This window comes from Conservatibacter flavescens, from assembly GCF_002795425.1.
GTDB classification, from domain to species: domain Bacteria; phylum Pseudomonadota; class Gammaproteobacteria; order Enterobacterales; family Pasteurellaceae; genus Conservatibacter; species Conservatibacter flavescens.
Genome location: NZ_PHHA01000005.1, coordinates 1 through 22167, shown reverse-complemented (window position 1 = coordinate 22167; position 22167 = coordinate 1). Strand labels below are relative to the sequence as shown.

17 protein-coding genes and 1 pseudogene are annotated in these 22167 nt (G+C 39.7%); 13 read left to right on the top strand and 5 right to left on the bottom strand.

Annotated features, from left to right (window positions below; translation table 11 throughout):
- Together thiP and thiQ are read left to right on the top strand one after the other, a co-directional pair.
- Positions 1 to 1611 (top strand): thiamine/thiamine pyrophosphate ABC transporter permease ThiP, encoded by a 1611-nt coding sequence (thiP, locus tag CVP05_RS03690; RefSeq protein ID WP_100288233.1) that lies wholly within the window; start codon positions 1 to 3, stop codon positions 1609 to 1611.
- The gene (thiQ, locus tag CVP05_RS03685; RefSeq protein ID WP_100288232.1) at positions 1595 to 2248 is read left to right on the top strand and encodes a thiamine ABC transporter ATP-binding protein; all 654 of its coding nucleotides are present in this window, start codon (positions 1595 to 1597) and stop codon (positions 2246 to 2248) included. The genes thiP and thiQ overlap by 17 nt, the downstream gene beginning before the upstream one ends.
- Before the next feature lie 167 nt (positions 2249 to 2415).
- Here thiQ and fur read toward each other — a convergent pair whose 3' ends face one another.
- The 5 genes from fur to CVP05_RS03660 all read right to left on the bottom strand — a co-directional run bounded on the left by fur (position 2416) and on the right by CVP05_RS03660 (position 5510).
- A complete protein-coding gene (gene fur / locus CVP05_RS03680; protein ID WP_100288231.1) occupies positions 2416 to 2844 on the bottom strand; it encodes a ferric iron uptake transcriptional regulator in 429 nt (142 codons plus the stop codon).
- Between the two features lie 101 nt (positions 2845 to 2945).
- Positions 2946 to 3473, bottom strand: a complete 528-nt coding sequence (fldA, locus tag CVP05_RS03675) for a flavodoxin FldA (RefSeq protein WP_100288230.1) — start codon at positions 3471 to 3473, stop codon at positions 2946 to 2948.
- Between the two features lies 1 nt (position 3474).
- A complete protein-coding gene (ybfE, locus tag CVP05_RS03670) occupies positions 3475 to 3762 on the bottom strand; it encodes a LexA regulated protein (RefSeq protein ID WP_100288229.1) in 288 nt (95 codons plus the stop codon).
- A 114-nt stretch (positions 3763 to 3876) separates the two neighbouring features.
- Positions 3877 to 4725: a ferritin-like domain-containing protein gene (locus CVP05_RS03665; protein ID WP_100288228.1), complete on the bottom strand. Its 849-nt coding sequence runs from the start codon at positions 4723 to 4725 to the stop codon at positions 3877 to 3879.
- A gap of 8 nt (positions 4726 to 4733) precedes the next feature.
- Complete coding sequence (locus tag CVP05_RS03660) at positions 4734 to 5510, bottom strand: alpha/beta fold hydrolase (RefSeq protein WP_100288227.1); 777 nt, start codon at positions 5508 to 5510, stop codon at positions 4734 to 4736.
- Between the two features lie 80 nt (positions 5511 to 5590).
- On the opposite strand from CVP05_RS03660, the pseudogene CVP05_RS12880 reads away from it, so the two are divergent.
- The 11 genes and pseudogenes from CVP05_RS12880 to CVP05_RS03610 all read left to right on the top strand — a co-directional run.
- Positions 5591 to 5647: pseudogene (locus CVP05_RS12880) on the top strand (hypothetical protein); the annotation flags it as partial.
- A gap of 3 nt (positions 5648 to 5650) precedes the next feature.
- The gene (gene seqA, locus CVP05_RS03655; protein ID WP_423739121.1) at positions 5651 to 6223 is read left to right on the top strand and encodes a replication initiation negative regulator SeqA; all 573 of its coding nucleotides are present in this window, start codon (positions 5651 to 5653) and stop codon (positions 6221 to 6223) included.
- 3 nt (positions 6224 to 6226) lie between these two features.
- Complete coding sequence (menE, locus tag CVP05_RS03650; RefSeq protein WP_243389197.1) at positions 6227 to 7588, top strand: o-succinylbenzoate--CoA ligase; 1362 nt, start codon at positions 6227 to 6229, stop codon at positions 7586 to 7588.
- The gene (gene mscK / locus CVP05_RS03645) at positions 7588 to 10917 is read left to right on the top strand and encodes a mechanosensitive channel MscK (RefSeq protein WP_423739120.1); all 3330 of its coding nucleotides are present in this window, start codon (positions 7588 to 7590) and stop codon (positions 10915 to 10917) included. The genes menE and mscK (CVP05_RS03645) overlap by 1 nt, the downstream gene beginning before the upstream one ends.
- 34 nt (positions 10918 to 10951) lie before the next feature.
- Positions 10952 to 14227 carry a mechanosensitive channel MscK gene (gene mscK / locus CVP05_RS03640; protein WP_100288223.1) on the top strand — a complete coding sequence of 1092 codons (3276 nt, stop codon included), beginning with the start codon at positions 10952 to 10954 and terminating at the stop codon, positions 14225 to 14227.
- A 1-nt stretch (position 14228) separates the two neighbouring features.
- Complete coding sequence (gene aroC, locus CVP05_RS03635; protein ID WP_100288222.1) at positions 14229 to 15305, top strand: chorismate synthase; 1077 nt, start codon at positions 14229 to 14231, stop codon at positions 15303 to 15305.
- A gap of 85 nt (positions 15306 to 15390) precedes the next feature.
- Positions 15391 to 16251, top strand: coding sequence for a penicillin-insensitive murein endopeptidase (gene mepA / locus CVP05_RS03630; protein ID WP_100288221.1), 861 nt, complete (start codon positions 15391 to 15393; stop codon positions 16249 to 16251).
- A gap of 14 nt (positions 16252 to 16265) precedes the next feature.
- Positions 16266 to 17030 carry a TSUP family transporter gene (locus CVP05_RS03625; RefSeq protein WP_100288220.1) on the top strand — a complete coding sequence of 255 codons (765 nt, stop codon included), beginning with the start codon at positions 16266 to 16268 and terminating at the stop codon, positions 17028 to 17030.
- The gene (gene lpxM / locus CVP05_RS03620; RefSeq protein ID WP_165773117.1) at positions 17030 to 17980 is read left to right on the top strand and encodes a lauroyl-Kdo(2)-lipid IV(A) myristoyltransferase; all 951 of its coding nucleotides are present in this window, start codon (positions 17030 to 17032) and stop codon (positions 17978 to 17980) included. Before CVP05_RS03625 ends, lpxM begins: the two co-directional genes overlap by 1 nt.
- A gap of 128 nt (positions 17981 to 18108) precedes the next feature.
- Positions 18109 to 18651, top strand: a complete 543-nt coding sequence (apt, locus tag CVP05_RS03615) for an adenine phosphoribosyltransferase (RefSeq protein ID WP_100288219.1) — start codon at positions 18109 to 18111, stop codon at positions 18649 to 18651.
- A gap of 349 nt (positions 18652 to 19000) precedes the next feature.
- Positions 19001 to 22167 (top strand): autotransporter outer membrane beta-barrel domain-containing protein (locus CVP05_RS03610; RefSeq protein WP_133118700.1); only part of this gene is annotated, 3167 nt, incomplete at its 3' end.

The following is a 22167-nucleotide window of genomic DNA, read 5'->3' as shown; positions in this document are numbered from 1 at the left end:
ATGTGGCGTTTACTGAACAATCCGCAACTTCGGCCACAACATTATCTAGGTGGCGTGGCGGTCTTGTTGTGTTTGCTGTGGGTATATTTTAATGCACTACAAATGGTATTTTGGAGTGGGGAAAGCTATTCATGGCAAGATATATGGCAGGATGTTTATGTGCGCCATGTCATCAAGTTTAGTTTTGGACAGGCATTTTTATCGGCTTTACTCTCGGTCATTATCGGTGTCATTTTTGCTCGTGCACTTTTTTATCAATCTTTTTATGGCAAAAGGTTTTTACTTAAATTATTTTCTTTAACCTTTGTATTACCTGCATTGGTGGCGATTTTTGGGGTGATTGGGATTTATGGTAATCAAGGCTGGTTAGCACGAAGTGCGGTGCTTTTCGGCATAGATTTTCAACCTCATATTTATGGTCTAACAGGTATTCTGATTACCCACTTGTTTTTTAATATTCCTCTTGCGGCCCGTATGTTTTTACAGGCGTTACAGACCATTCCTGTGCAAAGCCATCAACTCGCCGCACAGCTTAATCTTCGCAGTTGGTATTTTATACGTCTTTTAGAATGGCCCTATATCAAACAGCAAATATTTCCTGCGTTTGCTTTGATTTTCATGTTATGTTTTACCAGCTTCACGATTGTGCTGACACTGGGAGGAGGGCCACAGTATACTACATTAGAAGTCGCCATTTATCAGGCAATAGTGTTTGATTTTGACTTATCCAAAGCGGGAATGTATGCGTTGTTACAATTTGTGTTTTGTTTTGTATTATTTGGCATAAACAGTGTAATCTCGCCAATGTCACAGACCACGTTACATCAGCGAAAACAATGGCAAGCAACGCAAGGAAGAGCGGTTAAAATTTGGCAATTTTTTGTGATTGTATGTGTTAGCTTATTCCTGGTGTTACCCCTCTTAAACACTGTTGTTCAGGGGCTCTTTTCTGAAGCATTATGGACAATTTGGTCTCGTCCACAATTATGGCGCGCATTAGGTTATTCGTTATCGATCGCACCTTTATCCGCGCTATGTTCGCTCTTAATGGCAAGTGCATTATTGCTATTATCACGTCGTTTATATTGGTTACACTGGTACAAAACAGCGCATATGTTACTGAATACGGGGATGTTAATTCTCGCGGTACCGACATTATTATTAGCCATCGGTCTTTTTTTATGGTCACAACAAGTTGAGTTTGCGACATATCATTTATTTATCATTGTCGTATTTTGTAATGCGTTAGCTGCTATGCCTTTTGTGATCCGTATTTTAGCGGTGCCGATGAACAATAATATGATCTATTATGAAAAACTGTGTCAATCTTTAGGCATTCAAGGTTGGGCACGCTTACGTTGGGTTGAATGGGCGCAATTAGCTCAACCAATGAAATATGCATTTGCCCTAGCTTGTGCGTTGTCTTTAGGTGATTTTACCGCGATAGCCATGTTTGGTAATCATCAATTTACGTCATTACCGCATTTATTATATCAACAATTAGGCAGTTATCGGGGAGATGAAGCCGCAGTAACCGCATTGATTTTATTGGTAATTTGTTTGGGTATTTTCCAAATGGTTGAAAAAAATAGACATGATTCGATTAAATAAACTTAAGTTTGATTATCCAGAAATGCCAATGGCATTTGACCTACATATTAACCAACAAGAACGCGTTGCGATTGTTGGCCCAAGTGGTGCTGGAAAAAGTACGTTGCTCAATTTAATTGCCGGATTTGAATTCGCAGACAGTGGCGACATTTGGCTGAACAATGAAAAACACACGCAAACCGCACCGCACTTACGGCCAGTATCAATGCTTTTTCAAGAGAATAATTTATTTACGCATTTAAATGTTCAACAAAATATTGCGCTAGGATTGAAGCCGAATTTGAAACTTGATGGGGCTGAGTTAAGACAAGTTGAAGAGGTGGCTAATGCGGTTGGATTGAAAGAGTTGTTATTTCGCTTACCTACGGAATTATCAGGCGGACAAAAACAACGGGTAGCTTTGGCGCGTTGCCTATTACGGGATAAACCGATTTTGTTATTAGATGAACCTTTCTCAGCGTTAGATCCAGCGTTACGGCTAGAGATGTTAAATTTATTACAACAATTATGGCTGGAAAAGCAATTAACTGTTGTGATCGTTACTCATCAACCTAATGAATTAATCGGGAGAGTCGATCGGATCATCAAAATAGAACAGGGCCAAGCGATGGGTTTAGACAGTGAAGATGCTGTATAAAACATTTTACTGGAAGTTTATAGGGCATAATGGGTAAAGAGAAAATTCAGATTTAAAAGATTGGTTTAAAAAATCCGTTATATTTCACCAAAAAAATCCGCACTTTAATGGGTTGATTTATTATTCAACTTTTAGAGTGCAGATCATCAAATAACAGATATTAAAAATTATTTATCACATTTTTCAATATCATTACATTTACCATATAGATATAAGCTATGATTTTCAAGCTGAATACCGTGTTCTTGGCTGATTTCACGTTGACGTTTCTCAATAATATCATCATTGAACTCAAATACTTTACCACAATCTACGCAAATAATATGGTCATGGTGTTCAGTTGGCGCGAGTTCAAAAACAGATTTATTTCCTTCAAAGTTATGTCTAATCAGAATATTGGCTTCATCAAACTGATTAAGAACACGATACACTGTTGCTAAGCCGATTTCTTCGCCTTGTTCGAGCAACATTTTGTAAATATCTTCGGCTGAAAAATGCTGGATTTTATTTTTTTGCATTAAGGCTAAAATCGTTAAGCGTGGCTCAGTGATTTTTAACCCAGCCTTTTTTAGCAGTTTGATGTTTTCTTCAGACATAAGAATACCTATTAGTTCCTAAATAATGTATGATAACCTTAGTTATATTAAGGCTAATGCTTATCAATTGCAACGTTTAAATGGAAAATGTTAAAAAATGATTAATCAGCAAGCTCTGCCAAACACATTTCCTCATACACTTGCTTCACCCAAGTTTCAACACGTTGGCTAGTTAATTCAGGTTGACGATCTTCGTCAATACACAAGCCGACAAATGTGTTTTCATCTACGAGTGCTTGAGAGACTTCAAAATTATAGCCTTCTGTCGGCCAATAACCGACGATGGTGGCACCATGTGGTTCAATAATATTGCGAACGGTTCCCATAGCATCACAGAAATATTCGGCATAGTCCTCTTGGTCGCCACAACCGAAAATTGCGACTAATTTATCTGTAAAATCAATGTCTTCTAATGTAGGGAAAAAATCATCCCAATCTGCTTGAGCTTCACCATAATACCATGTAGGAATACCAATCATGATAAAATCGTAGGCTTCAATATCTTCTTTGCTACTTTTCGCAATGTCGCGAATATCTACGAGATCGCTACCGAGTTGTTTTTGAATCATTTTGGCAATATTTTCTGTATTGCCTGTGTCACTACCGTAAAATAGACCAACAATAGCCATGTTAATTCCTTGCTTTCTGAATATTTAAATAATCTTGTAAAATAGTTTCAATAAGCTCTGATCGGCTTATTCCAAGATCAGTAGCGCGTTTTTCTAACTCCATCACGAGATCTTGGTGTAATTTTAACTCAACCCGCTTAAGTCCACTGGATTTATCGCGTTTAAGTTGATTACGCTTATTGATGCGTAGTTGTTGTTCCCGGGTTAAAGGGTTAGTTTTAGGGCGACCAACTTTAGGTACATTAGCAAATAGATCCAATGTCACGCAGTCTGCATCTTGTTTTGCCATCGTTTAACCACTGAAATAAATGAGGTGGCTCAATGCGAATGAGAAGCCACTTTAGATTTGGGCGCACTATAGCACAAATAAAGAAAAATGAAAATAAACAAAGCGCAACAAACCCTAAGCCTTTATTTTTAAAGAGTCTTCAATTTCTTTAATCCAGTCTAATTCAAACTGGGTAAAACCGGCTTGAATACGCGCATCGGTGTTAATCACTCCTTTAAAGATGACAATACGGTATTTGCGTAACAGTTCCCCGAAACATTGCATGGCATCAAGCCCCCGTTTTGTGGATAAGGCATGATACCAGTGATTACCAATAGAGACGTGGCCGATTTCATCACGTAAGATAATATCTAAAATACGTACACCATCAAAATCTTTGCGTTGTGCAATTTTTTCTTGCAATACAGGGGTGGCATCTAATCCTCTCGCTTCAAGTACGCGAGGGACTAAGGCCATACGTTCCCAAATGTCATGGGCCGTAGCTTGTGCCATTTCCCATAACCCGGCATGGGCTTCAAAATCACCATATTGAAAGCCGAGCGTATTTAAGTGATCATTGACTAGGGTAAAATGCGTAGCTTCTTCTTCCGCAACACGCAGCCAGTCTTGTACAAATTGTTTTCCTTCCCCTAACTCTTGTTGGGCTTTTCGACCAAAACGCCAAGCCGCATCTAAACCGAGATTAATGGCGTTAAACTCAATATGGGCAATGGCATGAAAAGTGGCTGCATAGCCTTCCGATGTGGCAAATGAACGTTTTGGAACGTCTTTAGGTGCAACTAAGCGTGGTGTGTTTGGAAAACCTGCTATTTCTTGTTGTGCAGAGACATCGGGAAAATCAAGTTCATCATCTAGTTGGGCATTAGGAAGTAACTCATGGTAGAGTTGATGCACAAGCATGACTTTTTGATAAGGATTTTGTTCTGCCAATGCAGCAGTTACGGCTTGCCAAAGTGCGGTCATTTTTTCCTCTATTTTTCTAAAAATTTTTCAATGGCACGTACAACGTGAGTGGGTTTTTCCGCATGCACCCAGTGTCCAGAACCACTGATAGTAAAGGCGGTTGAGTGTGGGAATTGCGCTAAAATAGTCGTGCGATATTCCGGGAGAATGTAAGGCGAATCGCCTCCTTTGATAAATAGTGTTGGCACTAAGCAAGGGGAGACCGATTGCCAATCCATCAATGTATTATAGTTTTGAAAAAGTGCGGTCACATTAAAGCGAAATTTTTCTGTGGTTTGATTGTCAAAAGATTTGAGCATGAATTGGATAATGCTTTCTTCCTGAATATGTTGCGCGAGAATAGGTCTCGCTTGTTGTCGTGTTTCAGGCGCGGCTTGTTTGACGGCAAATAGCCCTTCGAAAACGCGAGTATGCCATTTTTCTTGATAAGATACGGGAGCAATATCAATCACAATTAATTTTTCGACTAATTCAGGATAACGGGCGGCAAATGTCATGGCTGTTTTGCCCCCCATAGAGTGTCCAATAAGAATTAGCTTGTTTAACTTGAGATGCTGAATAAGACGATAGAGATCGTCAGCCATTAAGGAGTAGTTCATATCAGGGGTATGAAAACTCTCACCGTGATTGCGTAAATCAACACGTAAAATAGGGTAGTTTTCACTAAAGGCGCGAGCGATTACGCCAAGATTATTCATATCACCGAATAAACCATGAATAAAAACCAATGTTGGTGATGAACTTGGAAAGGCTGGTGGTGTAAATTGATAATTTAATAAATTCATTTTATCGTAGTCTATTGTTTTGGAAGCAGTTATAATAGGGACATGCCCATTATAGCAGAGAATAAAAAGAGGAAGAAATAATGAAAATCATTGAAGTTGATGAAGAGCTGTATCAGTATATTGCAAGCCAAACACAATCTATCGGTGAAAGTGCCTCAGATATTTTGCGCCGATTGTTAAATTTGTCTTCTTCTACGCTGTTATCTCGGCAACCTGATGAGGCGCCAGTGGCAGCGGTTCCCCCTAAAGAAGCAGCTCCTACAGCGGGACAAAATGAAAAAGTAGCGAGTTCGTCTCAAGTGGAAGAAGAACCTATCAAAGTGATCACGAAAAAACAGCCAGAAGAAGCGATTGAAAAAGTGGTGGGGAAAGTGCGCCAATTATTAGCTTCGGAAGATTTCTTACAAGAGAGCAAGGCAGTTGTTCGTTTTCTTGAATTGTTAAAAGTATTATACCGCACTAATCCAGAAAGTTTTGCACAAGCCACAGAATCTTTACAGGGCAGAACGCGGGTTTATTTTGCGCGAGATGAAGCGACATTATTAGCCGCAGGTAATCATACGAAACCAAAACAAATCCCTGATACGCCATATTGGGTGATTACCAATACCAATAGTGGGCGTAAGATGTTGATGTTGGAAGGCGCGATGCAATCCATGCATTTGCCACAAGATTTAATTGATGAAGTGCGGTCGTTTTTTATTGCTAATTAATTCATGATGACAACTTCTCTTTGGCAACAATATGGTCGAGATTCTAGCTTGCAACATCAAATTGCCTTGCGGTCAACGCAGGGCAATTTGTCTTGGCAAGCGCTTGCTGCAGAGATTAATGCGCGAGCTGTATTATTTCGACAACAAGGTGTTGGCATGGGGACTGGCGTTGGTTTGTGTGGGAAAAATAGCCTTGAATTCGTGTTAGCTTATTTGGCGGTTCTGCAATTACAAGGACGTGTGTTAGGGATTAATCCCGCTTTTTCCCCTGAGAAAATTCAACGCATTTGTCAAGATAACCAAATTGCTTTCTTATTTCATGAAGAAACTGGTTTGGTGCCGACAGGAGAGGGAAAAACATGTAGTCCTCTTTTTCATTCTCTTACCTTGACATTAACATCGGGATCTTCAGGCAATCCGAAAGCTGTTGTGCATAATATAAAAGCACATCTAGATAATGCACAGGGCGTGTGCAGATTAATGGCGTTTAATGAGCAAGATACATGGTTATTATCTTTGCCGTTATTTCATGTTTCAGGGCAAGGTATCCTGTGGCGTTGGTTATCTTGTCATGGCATATTAATGTTACCTGGAGAGGATTTTTATGGGTCGGTGTTAGAAGCCACACATGTTTCTCTCGTTCCCACTCAATTACAGCGAATGTTCGCTTATATAGAAATGCAACAATGTCTTTCTTGGCGCACTCAGCATATTCTTTTAGGTGGCACGCATATTCCCATTGCCTTAACTCAAAAGCTCAGTCAATTGAATATTCAAAGTTATTCTGGATATGGTATGACGGAAATGGCGTCTACAGTTTGTGCGAAAAAAAGTGATGAGCATGTTGGCGTAGGGCAACCATTATTAGGACGTGAATTACGATTAGTCGATGAGGAAATTTGGTTAAAAGGCGCAGGTTTAGGCTTAGGATATTGGCAAAATGGGGCGGTTGTACCTTTTACAAACTCCGAAGGGTGGTTGCAAACGAGAGATAAAGGAATCTGGGTGAATGGTGAATTAGTGATTATTGGGCGCTTAGATAATCAATTTATCTCGGGAGGAGAAAATATTCAACCGGAAGAGATTGAAGCTCTATTACAACAGTATCCAACAGTTAAACAAGCTTTTGTGTTGCCTGTTGATGATGTTGAGTTTGGCCAACGCCCTGTGGCAATGGTGCAATTTTCTGGTGATTTTTCTACGGCACAGGTGACAGAATTACGTAGTTGGATAGCAGAAAAAATAGAAAAATTCAAACAACCCATCGCATATTATCCATTGCCAATACAGGCTCAGCATGGTATTAAAATATCACGGGTAATGTTAAAACAAGCATTAGTACAATTATTAAGAAAAGACGAATGATGAAAACGAAAAAATATATTGCATATTTATTGATAAGTATTGGCTTGTTGTTGCAAAGTCAATTTGTATTGGCGCTCCCTACAGAAAAAGAGCTTAATGCACAACTTAAAGCAGCGCAAGAATCGTCGTCAGAAAGCTCTGAGACAAAAGTCTTGGTTAAGGATTTAGAACAAAATCTCAGTTTATTGGCCGAGATTGAAAAACAGAAAATACAGAATCAGCAATTAGAAACCGAGATTCAAAATGCACCATCGGAACTAGAGGCGAGTAAAAAAAACTTAGTGGCGGCAAAGCAGAAAAGTGCGGTTAAATCTGTAGCAGATTTAGAAAAATTATCGTTGAACCAATTGCAAGTAGAACAAAGTGCAATTATTGAGCGACTGCAGCAAATACAGACAGCATTAACGAAAATTAATGCGCAAGTCATTACGCAAAATGCAGTACCGGAGCGGGCTCAAAGTATTTTAACGGCGGGAGCGCAAAGAACACAAGAAATCAATAGCCAACTTTTAGGCGAAATCAATCAACCGTTACGCAATAAATTAGAAACGGAATTAGTGTTAATTGATTTAAAAAATAACTATGCTCAAAGCCTGTTATATTCTAATGATATTTTAACTCAAGTATATGAAGCGCAGCGAGAAGAGCAAAATTGGCAACAACAGCAGTTACAGGCAGAAAGCACAAATTTACAAGAAGCCATTAATGCAAAATATTTACAAGCCTCACAAGCACAAGTTGAGCAAGTTGCTAAAAATCAGCAAGAAACTTTTACAAAAGATACAAGCCCAATTGTATTGTCAGAGTTACAAATTAATGCGACATTGAGCAAAGACTTAGTTGCAGAAACAACGCAGATGAATATCTTGTCACAAGATAATCTGCGTATTAAAAATATGTTGGATAATTTGCAACAAACGCAACGGAATATTGATGAACAGATTAGTGCATTACAAGGCACGCTCGCGCTTTCTCGCATTATTAATAAACAAAAACAAGCCTTACCACAAGATGAAATGGTGAAAGGGTTAGCAAAACGTATTTCGGATTTGCGCGTTAAATTATTCGACTTAGCAGAAATGCGCGATAAGTTAACGGATAGTGAACGTTATATTCAGACGTTGGCGACAGAGAATAAATTGATACTTGATACACAAGACAAAGTTGAACTAGAAAGTATTGTGGCTGAACGTCTAGATATTGTGTCTAATTTAATTAGAGTGCTAAATAATCAGTTAAATGCTTCAATCAATATTGACTTAAACCAACAACAAGTGATTGCCATCAGTGATGATTTACATAACAAGCTTCAACAACAGAGCTTTTGGGTAAAAAGCAATGCGCCAATTGATGTAGATTGGGTAAAAAATTTTTTACCAACAGCCACATGGCAATTAAAAGAAATAAATAAGTTAATTAATTTCTTTAATTGGAAAGATCATGTCTTACTTGTCGGCAGTTTTATTCTTTTATTGTTGATATTGTCTGCGGGCATTTATTCGCAAAAAGAGAAGATTAAAAGACGGATTAAATTGATTGATGGACAAATTAATACATTAAGTGCAGATAGTCAGTGGCATACGCCAGCCGGCATTTTTTGGACCTTTATTTTATGCTTACCAAGTACAATGTTGTTTTTGGTGGTGTTATTGCTTGCTGTTTATATCATTTTTGAGACACCTACACCGATGTTGTTGTGGTGTTGTCAAATGGCGGGATATTGGTTGTTTTTTGCCTTTATGTTGGCCATATTACGCCCGAACGGTTTAGCATTTCGTCATTTTGCACTTTCGCAACAAAGTGCAGAAATGTTTCGTCAGGTATTAAAACGTTCTATTTGGTTAGTTATTTTGTTACTTAACACCTCAGTGTTGACACATTTAGACAGTACTGGCGTAACTAATGATGCCATTGGAGAAGTGGTGACAGTGACGGCACTGATTATCTCTCTGTTCATTGTCGGTCCTCGTTTTAGACATGCGATTTCTACCTATGAAAGCAATACACATATGAAACAAACGGACTCGCGCCGGTATTTATTTGTGATTGCTCGTCTTGTTTTAATTCTCTCTCCGGTGATGTTAATTAGTCTGATTGTTGTGGGATATTATTATACGGCGTTGACTTTAATTAAACATTTAATGGCTTCTTATTTTGTCCTTGTCACTTGGATATTGTTACGTGAAGTGGTATACCGTGCATTTGCGGTTTCTGCCCGCCGTCTCGCGTATCGTCGTTTACAAGAAAAACGCGCTCAAACACAAATTAAAGCGGAAACAGAAGAAGGACAGGGCGAACTGGCCAGTTTAGAAGAAGATGAATTAGAAATTACTCAAGTCAGGACACAAGTGCTCAGCATGGTGGATTTTGTGCTATGGGTTGGATTAGGCATCATGCTGTTTTGGGTATGGGCGGATTTAATTACCGTTGCAAATTATCTTGATGGCTTCACCTTGTGGCAACAAAATGTCACAACGGAATCGGGAACGGTCGTAGAATCCATTACCTTACTCAATTTGTTAAAAGCGATTGTGATTTTAGTGGTAACTTACGCGATAGTACGCAATATTGCGGGGATCCTTGAGGTGGCGATATTTTCACGTTTCACTTTATCTCAAGGTACGCCTTATACTATCACCACTCTTTCTTCATATTTTGTCATTGCAATTGGCGCAGCTTTGGCTTTTTCGACATTAGGTGTCTCTTGGAGTAAGTTACAGTGGTTATTTGCGGCATTATCTGTTGGATTAGGGTTTGGTTTACAAGAAATTTTTGCTAACTTTGTGTCAGGAATTATTATTTTGTTTGAACGTCCTGCTCGAATTGGTGATGTGATTACAATTGGACAATATTCAGGAACCGTATCGCGAATTCGTATGCGAGCGACAACCCTTGTTGATTTTGATGGAAAAGAAGTGATTGTACCAAATAAAGCTTTCGTGACGGAACGTTTAACAAACTGGGCGTTGTCCAATTCAGTAACACGTATCGTGATTAAAATTGGGGTAGCTTACGGTTCTGATTTAGAATTGACAAGACAATTATTGCTGCAAGCGGCAAGTGAATCAGAGAAAGTTTTAAAAGAACCCGCACCAAAGGCTTATTTTTTAAACTTTGGTGATAGCACCTTAGATCATGAAATGCGGGTATATGTGGGACAAATTGGTGATCGTACTGTGACGATAGACTTTTTAAATCGTCGGATTAACCAATTATTTAATGAAAATAATATAGACATAGCCTTTAATCAACTTGATGTGTTTATCAAAAATCAAACAACAGGTGACGAAGTTAAGGTTGTGGAAAAACCGTTGGTATTAAATAATTAACCCATCGTTTTAGATAGTTAGGATTGAAAAAGAAATGAAAAAGTGGCTTATTTTTTGTTGTTCTTGGTTGATGATTTGGTCGGCATATGCTGAAGATAATCGTTTGCAAGATTTGCCTAATTTATCAGCGATTACTTCGCAGCTTGAAGCTGCAACAAATGCAGGAGCGGATAAAACGGAAATTCGCTTACTGGATGAAACGCAGAGTTTGTTACATAAAATTGATGAACAAAAGCGTTTAAACGAAGCATTAAATAAAGAGGTGGCAGAGGCGAATACCTCTTTGCAGCTTAGTCACAAAAACAGTGAGAAATATCGCGAAGAGATGGCAACTAACTTTGAGAAAAGTTTTGCCGATTTAACATTAAATGAATTGCAGTCACGTTTAAATGCTCGACAGGCTGAATTGGAAAAAGTACAAGAAGAACTGATTGAGCTGAATAATCAAGGGGGCGGGCAAAGCAATGTCGTGAGCTGGGTACAAACGACATTAAAAGAAAATCTAACGCGTACGCAAGAGTTAGAGCGTTTATTTGTCAATGCGAGTGATGATATTCAACGCAATCGTTATAAAACTGAATTAGCGTTAATTGCCTTAAGAGAAGCCTATCACCAAACGTTATTGCGTGAAAATGATAAATTACGCACATTGCATGAAGCAAAAGTTGAAGAGAAAACATCGCAGCAACAGGCATTACAGGTGCAGATCGTCGCATTAATCGAAGCCATTAATGACCGAAATTTGCAAGCATCGCAAGATCAGGTTACTCAAGCAACACAATCCGAGCAGCAAAATGTGAGTAACCCAACGATAGCATCTCAGCTTGCGATCAATACCCGATTGAGTGAAGATTTATTACAGCAGACAAAACAAATGAATGAGCTGTCGCAGAATAATCTTTACATTAAAACCGTATTAGATAATTTGAAACAAACACAACAATATATTGAAAATCAAATTAATGTATTGCAAGGCACATTAATTCTGTCGCGAGTAATTAATAAACAGCGCCAAGATTTGCCAAGAGACCAGATCATCAAAGGTTTACCGAAGTTTATTACGGATTTAAGGGTGCAAATTTTTAATTATACCGAAGTACGTAGCCGTTTGAGTGAACCTAAAAGTGCGATTGAGGCATTGGCAAAAGAACAAAATTTGGTATTGAGTGAAAAAGAGCGGTTAGAACTAGAAAAGATTTTCCAAGATCGTTATAAGCTCCTATCTGATTTGATTAATTCATTGAATAATCAGCTGAATTTGGCAGTGAATATTGAACTTTATCAACAGCAAGTCATGTCGATTAGCGACTCACTGCAACAACAACTCCAACAACAAAGTTTTTGGGTGCCGAGTAATAGCGTGATGGATTTGGAATGGTTTAAACAATTCCCTAACCGGGCATTATGGGAGTTGACAGAACTATCCAAAACAGTGGATTTAAGCCAAATTTCCGCGCATTTAGGGATCATTATCGCCATCGGGATAGCGTTATTATTGAGCTATTTTGTGATTACATGGAAAAAATCAGCCATTAAAGAGCGCTTAAATACGCTAGCGGCCAATGTGAACACCTTGAAAAAAGATAGTCACTGGCATACACCGGAAGCATTATTTTGGACGGTGATTTTGGCGTTGCCAAGTACTTTTATCTTCTTTGGTATTGTGTCTTTTTTAGGCAATATCGTTTTTACAAATAAGTCATTACTGTGGATTTTATCGCTCATTTTATCAGCCCATTGGTTATTCTTTGCAACAGTATTGTCGTTATTACGTCCTCATGGTATTGCTTATTTACACTTTGGTATGTCACCAAGAAGTAATGAGTCTTTCCGTTATGCGATAAAAAAATCTATCACAATGTACGTATTATTTGTCGTCGCGTTTGGTTTTTCTTATATTGAAAGTGTGGATTATTCTGATGACGTATTAGGCGAAGCCATGAGCCTTGTTGCTTTAGTTATGTGTCAGTTTGTTATTTTTCCTCTCTTTAATAAGGCGATTAAGCGTTATGAACATGATGCGGAAGAGGTTGGGGAAGTGGCAAATACTCGTTGGTTAAAATTATCACGAGCGATTTTAGTTATCGTGCCGATTTCGTTAATGGTATTGATTTTTTTAGGCTACTATTATACGGCAAATGTACTTATTAAACATTTGCTAAATAGTTATCTACTTGTTATTGCTTGGTTTTTTGCCCGTCAATTGGTTTACCGTATTTTTACGGTATCATCACGCCGTATGGCCTATCGTCGTTTACAAGAAAAACGTCAACAAATTCGCCAGCAGGAAAATAGTGATGAAAAAACGAAAGATAATTTAGAACTGGAAGAAAAGAACGCCATTAAAATTTCTACGGTGAACCGACAATTATTTCAAATTGCCGATTTTGTCGGGTGGATTATTTTATTAGTTTGTTTTTATCTCATTTGGTCTGATTTAATTAGCGTTGCGTATTATTTAGATGGTTTTATCTTGTGGGAGAGCGGTGAAGGCAATCATATTGAAACCATCACTTTATTGAATTTAATGCGAACGCTTTTTGTCTTGTTAATCACCTTTGCGTTAATTCGTAACTTAGATGGAATTTTAGAGGTTTTAATTTTTTCTCGTACCCGGCTTTCACGAGGTATTGCTCATACAACAACGGCTATCTTGCGTTATATTGTCATTGTAATCGGCAGTATTTGGGCGTTTTCTAATCTTGGGTTATCTTGGACAAAAATTCAGTGGATTTTTACCGCACTTTCGGTGGGGCTTGGTTTTGGGGTTCGCGAGATATTTGGTAGTTTTATTTCAGGTTTGATCTTATTATTTGATCGACCAGTGCGCGTGGGCGATAAAGTAACCGTAGGACAATATACGGGAGTGGTGACACAAATCCGATTACGTTCGACGACATTGGTTGATGCAGATAACAAAGATGTAGTGTTGCCAAATCAGGCCTTTGTGACAGATCGTTTTATTAACTGGACATTACATAATACAATGACTCGTGTGGTGATTCCGGTTAATATTGACTATGGAACAGATTTGGATTTGGTGGCGAAATTACTCCATCAAGCAGCGGCAGAAGCGCCAAGGGTCTTGCAAGATCAGGCAATTAATGTAAACTTCTTGGCTTTCGGCAAAAATGCGTTGGAGTATGAATTACAAGTGCATGTGGCTGATCTTGATGATCGCGTGCCAGCAACTAATTTTATTAATTATCGAATTAATCAACTTTTCAAACAGCATGGTGTGAAAATTGCGATTGAACGTTTAGACGTGAATATCCAAAATGCATCAACAGAACAAACAGTAGGAACTTAATATGTCAGGTAATAGTATTGGACAACTTTTTCGTGTCACCACATTTGGTGAATCCCATGGCATTGCATTGGGTTGTATTGTCGATGGTGTACCACCGAATATGGTATTAAGTGAGGCAGATATTCAACCTGATTTAGACCGACGTAAACCGGGAACCTCTCGTTATACGACACCACGTCGAGAAGATGATGAAGTGCAAATTTTATCCGGTGTGTTCGAAGGAAAAACCACGGGCACAAGTATCGGTATGATTATTAAAAATGGGGATCAGCGATCTCAGGATTATAGTGAGATTAAAGACCGTTTCCGTCCAGGCCATGCGGATTTTACGTATCAACAAAAATATGGCATACGTGATTACCGCGGTGGCGGTCGTTCTTCGGCGCGTGAAACCGCTATGCGAGTTGCGGCCGGTGCGATTGCAAAAAAATATTTACGTGAGCAATTTGGTATTGAAGTGCGTGGTTTTTTGTCACAAATGGGTGAAATAAAAATTGCGCCACAAACTATTGAAAATATTGATTGGCAACAGGTGAATAGCAATCCATTTTTTTGCCCAGATGAACAGGCGGTAGAAAAGTTTGATGAATTGATCCGCACTTTGAAAAAAGAAGGGGATTCTATTGGGGCAAAATTAACAGTGGTTGCGCAAAATGTGCCTGTAGGTCTCGGTGAGCCGGTATTTGATCGTTTAGATGCGGATCTGGCTCATGCGTTGATGGGAATTAATGCGGTAAAAGGCGTGGAAATCGGTGATGGCTTTGCGGTGGTAGAACAAAAAGGGAGCCAACACCGTGATGAAATGATACCAAATGGATTTGTTTCTAATCATGCTGGCGGAATTTTAGGCGGAATTAGCTCAGGTCAACCCATTATCGCCACAATCGCGTTAAAACCGACTTCAAGCATTACCATACCGGGTAAAACAGTGAATTTACAAGGCGAACCGGTTGAGGTTGTCACAAAAGGTCGCCATGATCCTTGTGTAGGCATTCGTGCAGTACCTATTGCGGAAGCAATGATGGCTATTGTTTTGATGGATCATTTATTACGTTTTAAAGCACAGTGTAATAAGTAGATTAATCAACGATTGGAGTTGTGCGTGTGGTGGAAAAAATAGTTTCATCGTGCGGACATGATTTAACAAGGATTTGACGATATATATGAAAACAGCAATATTTAAAACACTAAGTGCGGTTATTTTTGGAACAGTTTTATTGGCAGGTGAGGTCGTGGCCTCGCCTCAGGAATGGCAGCGAGTAAAACGCCCGATTCCAGGAGAGCCTCAACCGATAGGGGGCTATTCGAATGGGTGTATCATCGGCGCACAGGCTTTACCGTCAGAAGGTGATGGCTATCAAGTTATTCGTTTAAATCGTAACCGCTTTTATGGACATCCTGATATGATTAGCTATTTGCAACGTTTGGGGAAAAAGGTGAAAGCGGCCGGTATGCCCGATATGTTAATTGGTGATATTGCTATGCCTGGTGGCGGTCGTTTTTTAACCGGTCATGCCAGTCATCAAATGGGATTAGATGCAGATATTTGGTTACGAATGGGAAGAATGTCGGCTAAAGATGCTCTTAATTCAGATGGCAAGGGCTTGTTAGTTGTGAATCGAAAAGCGCAACGGGTTGATGACAGAGTTTGGACAGATAATCATGCAAATTTAATTCGTCTGGCTGCGCAAGATCCGCAAGTGTCACGTATTTTTGTTAATCCAGCGATTAAAGTCAAATTATGTCAGACGGTAAAAGGTGATCGTCATTGGCTACAAAAAATTCGTCCTTGGTTTGGTCATGACTCCCATTTTCATGTGCGTTTAACATGTCCGAAAGGGGCGCAATATTGTGAAAATCAAGCGCCAATACCGGCTGGGGAAGGGTGTGGCGATGAGCTTTATTCTTGGTTTGAACCCGCGCCCCCATCGAATACTGTCGCAAAAGCGAAAACGCCACCTCCTGCGCCATTTTTATGTCAGCAGGTGTTAAACTCTCCTGATAGAAATACATGGTTAGAATAAAATAAGGATAACTGATGGAGCTAAGTATTGAGATTTTAGGGATATTATTTGCTGTTGCACTGATAGCCGGATTTATTGATGCTATCGCTGGTGGAGGTGGATTAATTACTATTCCCGCCCTGCTTGCAACAGGTATGCCACCCGCCTTAGCATTGGGAACAAACAAGTTACAAGCTTGTGGCGGCTCATTTTCGGCTAGCTTATATTTTATTCGACAAAGAGCGGTTAAATTATCAGAAGTTTGGCATTTAATTTTGCTCACTTTTATTGGTGCAGTGATTGGTACGGTATTAATTCAACAAATTGACTCTTCGGTGTTAAAAGGCATATTGCCAATCTTGATTATCGCCATTGGTTTATATTTTTTATTTACGCCTAAACTGGGTGAAGAAGATCGCCAACAACGTATTTCTTACTGGGGATTTGCGTTGACGATTGGATTAGGGGTTGGATTTTATGATGGTTTCTTTGGACCAGGTACAGGGTCTTTTTTTAGCCTTGCTTTTGTCATGCTATTAGGATTCAATCTTGCCAAAGCGACAGCACATGCAAAAGTTTTGAATTTTACCTCAAATGTTGCCTCCTTATTATTCTTTTTAATTGGCGGACATGTGATGTGGAGCGTGGGGTTAATTATGATGTTAGGGCAATTTATTGGTGCGAATTTAGGCGCTAAAATGGTATTAACTAAAGGGAAAGTCTTAATTCGTCCAATGGTTGTGATTATGTCATTTATTATGGCGAGTAAAATGATTTACGATCAAGGTTGGTTTGGATAATGAGCAAACAAGAACACGTTCGTTTAACCGCTCGCGTAGGGTATGAACCTCGTTTTTTGTGGGCATTTTTACACCCTAAATATTGGGGTGTTTGGTTAGGTATTGTTGTGTTGGCGGGATTGGCTTTTGTGCCTTTTCGTTGGCGTGATAAATTTGCGCGTAAATTAGGACTATTAATCGCCCGCAAAGCCCATAAACCTCGCCATAAAGCGAGAGTAAATTTGACACTTTGTTTTCCCCATTGGACGGAGCAACAACGAGAACAAGTGATCGACGAGATGTTTGTAACCGCAGCCCAAGTCATGTTAGGCATTGGGGAAATCGCAATACGTTCAAAGGCACATTTGCAGAAACGCAGTGCATTTATCGGTTTAGAGCATATTCAAAAAGCCCGTGAGGAAGGTAAAAATATTATTCTGATGATTCCTCATGGTTGGGCAATTGATGCCTCCGGAATCATTTTGCATACTCATGGTATGCCTATGACTGCCATGTATAATCCTCATCGTAATCCTTTGGTTGATTGGCTTTGGAACGCGACGCGTGAACGTTTTGGCGGCAAAATGTATGCCCGACAAAATGGCATTAAACCTTTTTTGCAGTCTATTAAGCAAGGAAATATGGGCTATTATTTGCCAGATGAAGATTATGGGGCGGAAGCCAGTGAGTTTGTGGATTTTTTTGCCACATATAAGGCGACATTGCCAGGTTTGAACAAAATGGCGAAATTGGCAAAAGCGGTGGTTATTCCAATGTTCCCTCGCTATAACGCAGAACGTGGTTTATATGAAATGGAAATTCGCCCAGCCATGTCATTGACAGAAGAGCCGGCGCAATCCGCGCGTGCAATGAATGCTGAAATTGAATATTTTGTTACGCCGACACCAGAACAATATGTTTGGGTGTTAAAATTATTAAAAACCCGTCGCGATAATGAAGATATTTATTAAAAAATAATTTCATTATTTATTACAGAGCGATTATGTTATATTGTGTAATAAAAGAGAAAACATACTTTTCCTTTTTTAATAGAAGGAAAAAAATCTATTTTTTGACCGCACTTTTTTAGGTATAAACAATGAATGAACAACTGACTTTAATTAAGAATACTATTAAATCTATTCCAAATTATCCAAAAGATGGGATTATTTTTCGGGATATTACTAGCTTACTTGAAGTGCCTGAAGCCTTTAAAGCCACTGTGGATTTAATTGTCGCGCAATATAAAGATAAAGGGATTGATAAAATTATTGGCACTGAGTCTCGTGGGTTTATTTTTGGCGCACCAGTGGCATTGGCGCTAAATTTACCTTTTATTTTGGTGCGTAAACCTCGCAAATTACCTCGAGCAACGATTTCACAGAGTTATCAGCTAGAATATGGCGAAGATACACTTGAAATTCATACTGATGCAATTCAAGCAGAAGATAATGTATTAATTATTGATGATTTGCTTGCTACAGGTGGCACCCTTGAGGCCTGTGTAAAGTTAGTTGAGCGTTTAGGTGGCAAAGTCAATCACGCGGCTTTTGTTATCAATTTACCTGATTTGGGGGGCGCACAGCGTTTACGTAATTTAGGTGTTGAACCTTTTGTCCTCGTTGATTTTGAAGGGCATTAATCATTTCCATTTGCTTTCTATGGTCGGGTTAGCGACTTTGGTTGCATAATCCGACATCTAATCTTATTATCTATATTCATGAGCTAAAATCATCGTACTTAAGTTCATCAATAAATCATCACCGCAGAAGCCCACGTAGCAAAACCGTATTTCATGATACCTCCTGTAGTCGAATTGTGTCTAAAGGTGGGGGCTTATGTGCTTTTAGAATTTATCAAGTTGTTAAATTTACATTTAATTTCTTAGGTTTACTTTTTTTTTTTGCAAAATACATTGCTATATTGACAATTGGTGTTAAATTAAGAGAAGTTGTAGTAAGTGGTCTATCTTTTATCATTTGGAGCTTCGTATGAACAAAATATATAAAGTAAAATTTTGCAAGGAAATGGGTATTTATGTTGCGGTTTCTGAGCTTGCCAAAAATGCAGGTAAAGTGAAAAGTAGTGTAAAAACAATGCTTGGCGTTGCTGCACTAGGTATAGCTGCTACAGCCCTACAAGGGAGTATTTTATCAACGAACGCTTATGCAGCAGAATGTGTGGCTAGAGCAGGGAATACGGGTTGGGATGTGCCTAATGGTTCATGCGAAATAAGTGGCCAAAATCTGTCAACTCAGGTGGGTTGGACAAGTGTGCTCAGACTTGGGGTGCGAAGCGATGCGAATGTGAGTATCAATGGCGACTTGGGTATTGATGCCACAACGAATAGTGCTAGATACACACGTTATGATTCAACGGTGATTTCATTGGTGAATAATAGCCACCTCAATGCCAATAATTTAAATTTAGCTATCCGCTCAGGTGAGCCAGGCAAAACAGTTACTGTGAGAGGGGTAACTGCGTGGGGCGGTTCTTCTGTGACTGCAAATGATTTAACGGCCAATGTTGTGTATTCAGGAGAAAGTAATGCTTTTGGTGATAGAGGACAAGCTGAAAGTTATGGGATTCAAGTCGGTACAGGGATTACAGGTGAAGACCGTCGTGCGGGGACAACCTCAAAAATTACAGTGAATAATGCAGATATTACGGTAACAAATTCTGCTGCAACAGGTAATGGCTTCTTTGGCTTTGCAACACCTTATCTTTTATCCGGTATTCGTGTGATTCGAGCAGACGACAATGCCGGTTCTAACGCCATTTATGAATCAACGGGCAAAACGACGATTAATGCCTTTGATAGCAGTACGAATGGTAGTGGTGATTATATTGTCGGGGTTTATGTTTCTGGTGAAAATAATAAAGTGCTCCTCAATGATTCTGAAATTACTTTAGGCCGTTCTGGTCAACATTCTTCAGCTTTAAAAATCGGTAAGACTCGTGCTGTTGGCGCAGGTGGCGCAAGTATTGAGTCGAAAGGGCATATGATTTTAGATTCTACAGCAGAAAGTCGTGCGCCAACGGTTCGTTTATTAGGTAACAATTCTTCATTAAAAGCGGATTTTGATACCAGTTCAAGCAAGATTATTTCAGGTGGTACCGCGTTACAATTTGATAATCAGGACTATTTGCAAGCAGCTGCGGCAACGGGACAAAGTATTGCCTTAAGAAATACCGATATTTCAACAACGTCAGAAACGGCCTCATTAATTGTTAATCGCTTAGGCATGAGAAATTCTACCCTTACATTTTCAGGAGATGATACCTCTGTTAGGGCAGCGGATAAAGGGTGGCTAATTTCTGCGGAAGGTACAAATGATTTAGTTGTTAATGGGGAAGATGCGGGTGAGATGACCGGCCTTTCTTATAAAACCTCCAATCCTGTTGCACAGCTTAATGTGAATTTAAATAATCAATTTACTTGGCATTTAAATAAAAAAGATACTGACACTACAGCAAGCCTAGATAATTTAAACTTAAGTAATGGCGCGGTATTAAATGGGGCTTATGAAAGTACAGGAACGAATAATTACACCATTAGTGCCACAATTGGAGCAGATAGAGGAAACGTCCGCAGTGATAAAGGGGTGATTAACCTTAGCCATGACAAAAAAGCGGGTGATGTGCTGCATTTAGAGGCCCACTATGAAGGTAAAAACGAGGCGCGTTTACAGCTAGATACGTTATTATTAGAAGATGATGGAAATAATAAGGGCAATTCTGTTTCTGACGTGCTGCATATCGTAGGCAATTCAGCAGGCCAAACCAATATTCAAATTACGCCTGTAGAGGGTAGTCATGGTGGTCTTACACAACAGGGGATCAAAGTTGTACAAGTAGATGGCGATTCACCCGCAGATAATTTCCGTTTAATTGGTGATGATGTGGTATCTAATGACAGTATTTCAGTGAAAGCACCACAAAAACATCAATTTACTTATCGTTTATATCAAGGCACGAATAATGATGCTTTAGGCACAAATGGCATTCCAGAAAACGCAGATATTACGGGCATTGACTCGAATGACTGGTATTTGCGTAGTAGTTGTACTGACGGTACGCACACGGTAGGCGGCGGTGCAATTAGCACAAAATATGACGGTCTGGGCTGTATTACCGACGATACTATTACCATTGAAGCGGACGGTGAAGTAGCGAAAGTGGAAGGCGCAGGCGGAGCGGACACCATTATTATCAGAGGTAAAGTGAATGGTGATGTGTACGGCGGCAATGCCGGCGTAGATAACAGTGCTGCCAAAGACGGTAACGATAGCATCCTGATTGAAGGAAGTGCGGTGGTTTCTGGCACAGTTTTCGGTCAACAGGGTGACGACAGCATTACTTGGACGGGCGATTCCGCTATTAACGGCATTGACGGTGGCGATGGCAGCGATACTGCAACGGTTAGTTCTAGTAAGTATGACGGCACGCAGTTGTTGGACGGCGGCGATGATGCAGAGATTGCCGATGATATGATCGATACCCTAAATCTAAACGGTATTAAAGTGTCAGCCAACGGCGATAAAATCATCAACTGGGAAGTGATTAATCTGAATAATACTCAGCTTGATTTAGCCGGCACATTAACCACCAGCGCTTCAACGGCTCACGGCTTAACTATCAGTACGGATTCTGTGCTAGGTGTAACAGGCACTGCCAGTACCATAGTCGGTCATGTGAAAAACAGTGGCACTATTGATTTACACAAAAATAACAGCAGCACGGGGCAAACCCTGAATATCAATGGCGATTATACCGGCGATAATGGTGTGGTGAAAATGAACACTGTGTGGAATGCGCCAGGCGATGCTAACGGGGCAAACTCTACTTCTGACGTATTAAATATCAGTGGCAAAGCCACAGGCAGCACCAAAGTGATTCCGGTGAAAGCCGACGGTACGGAAAATATCATTGAAGGGAATATTGTTAAAGCAGCACAAATCGTGAATACCATTCCTGTGGTGAATGTGGGAGAAGCGGGCGATACTGCTTTTACCGGAACAGCACAAACTACGGGTGCAGGTGAAGTGCAGCTCGCAAAACGTACGGTGAATGGTAAAGATGAATATTTTTGGACATTAGCAGCCTTACCACCTCAGCCACAACCTGAGCCACCTCAACCACAACCTGAGCCACCTCA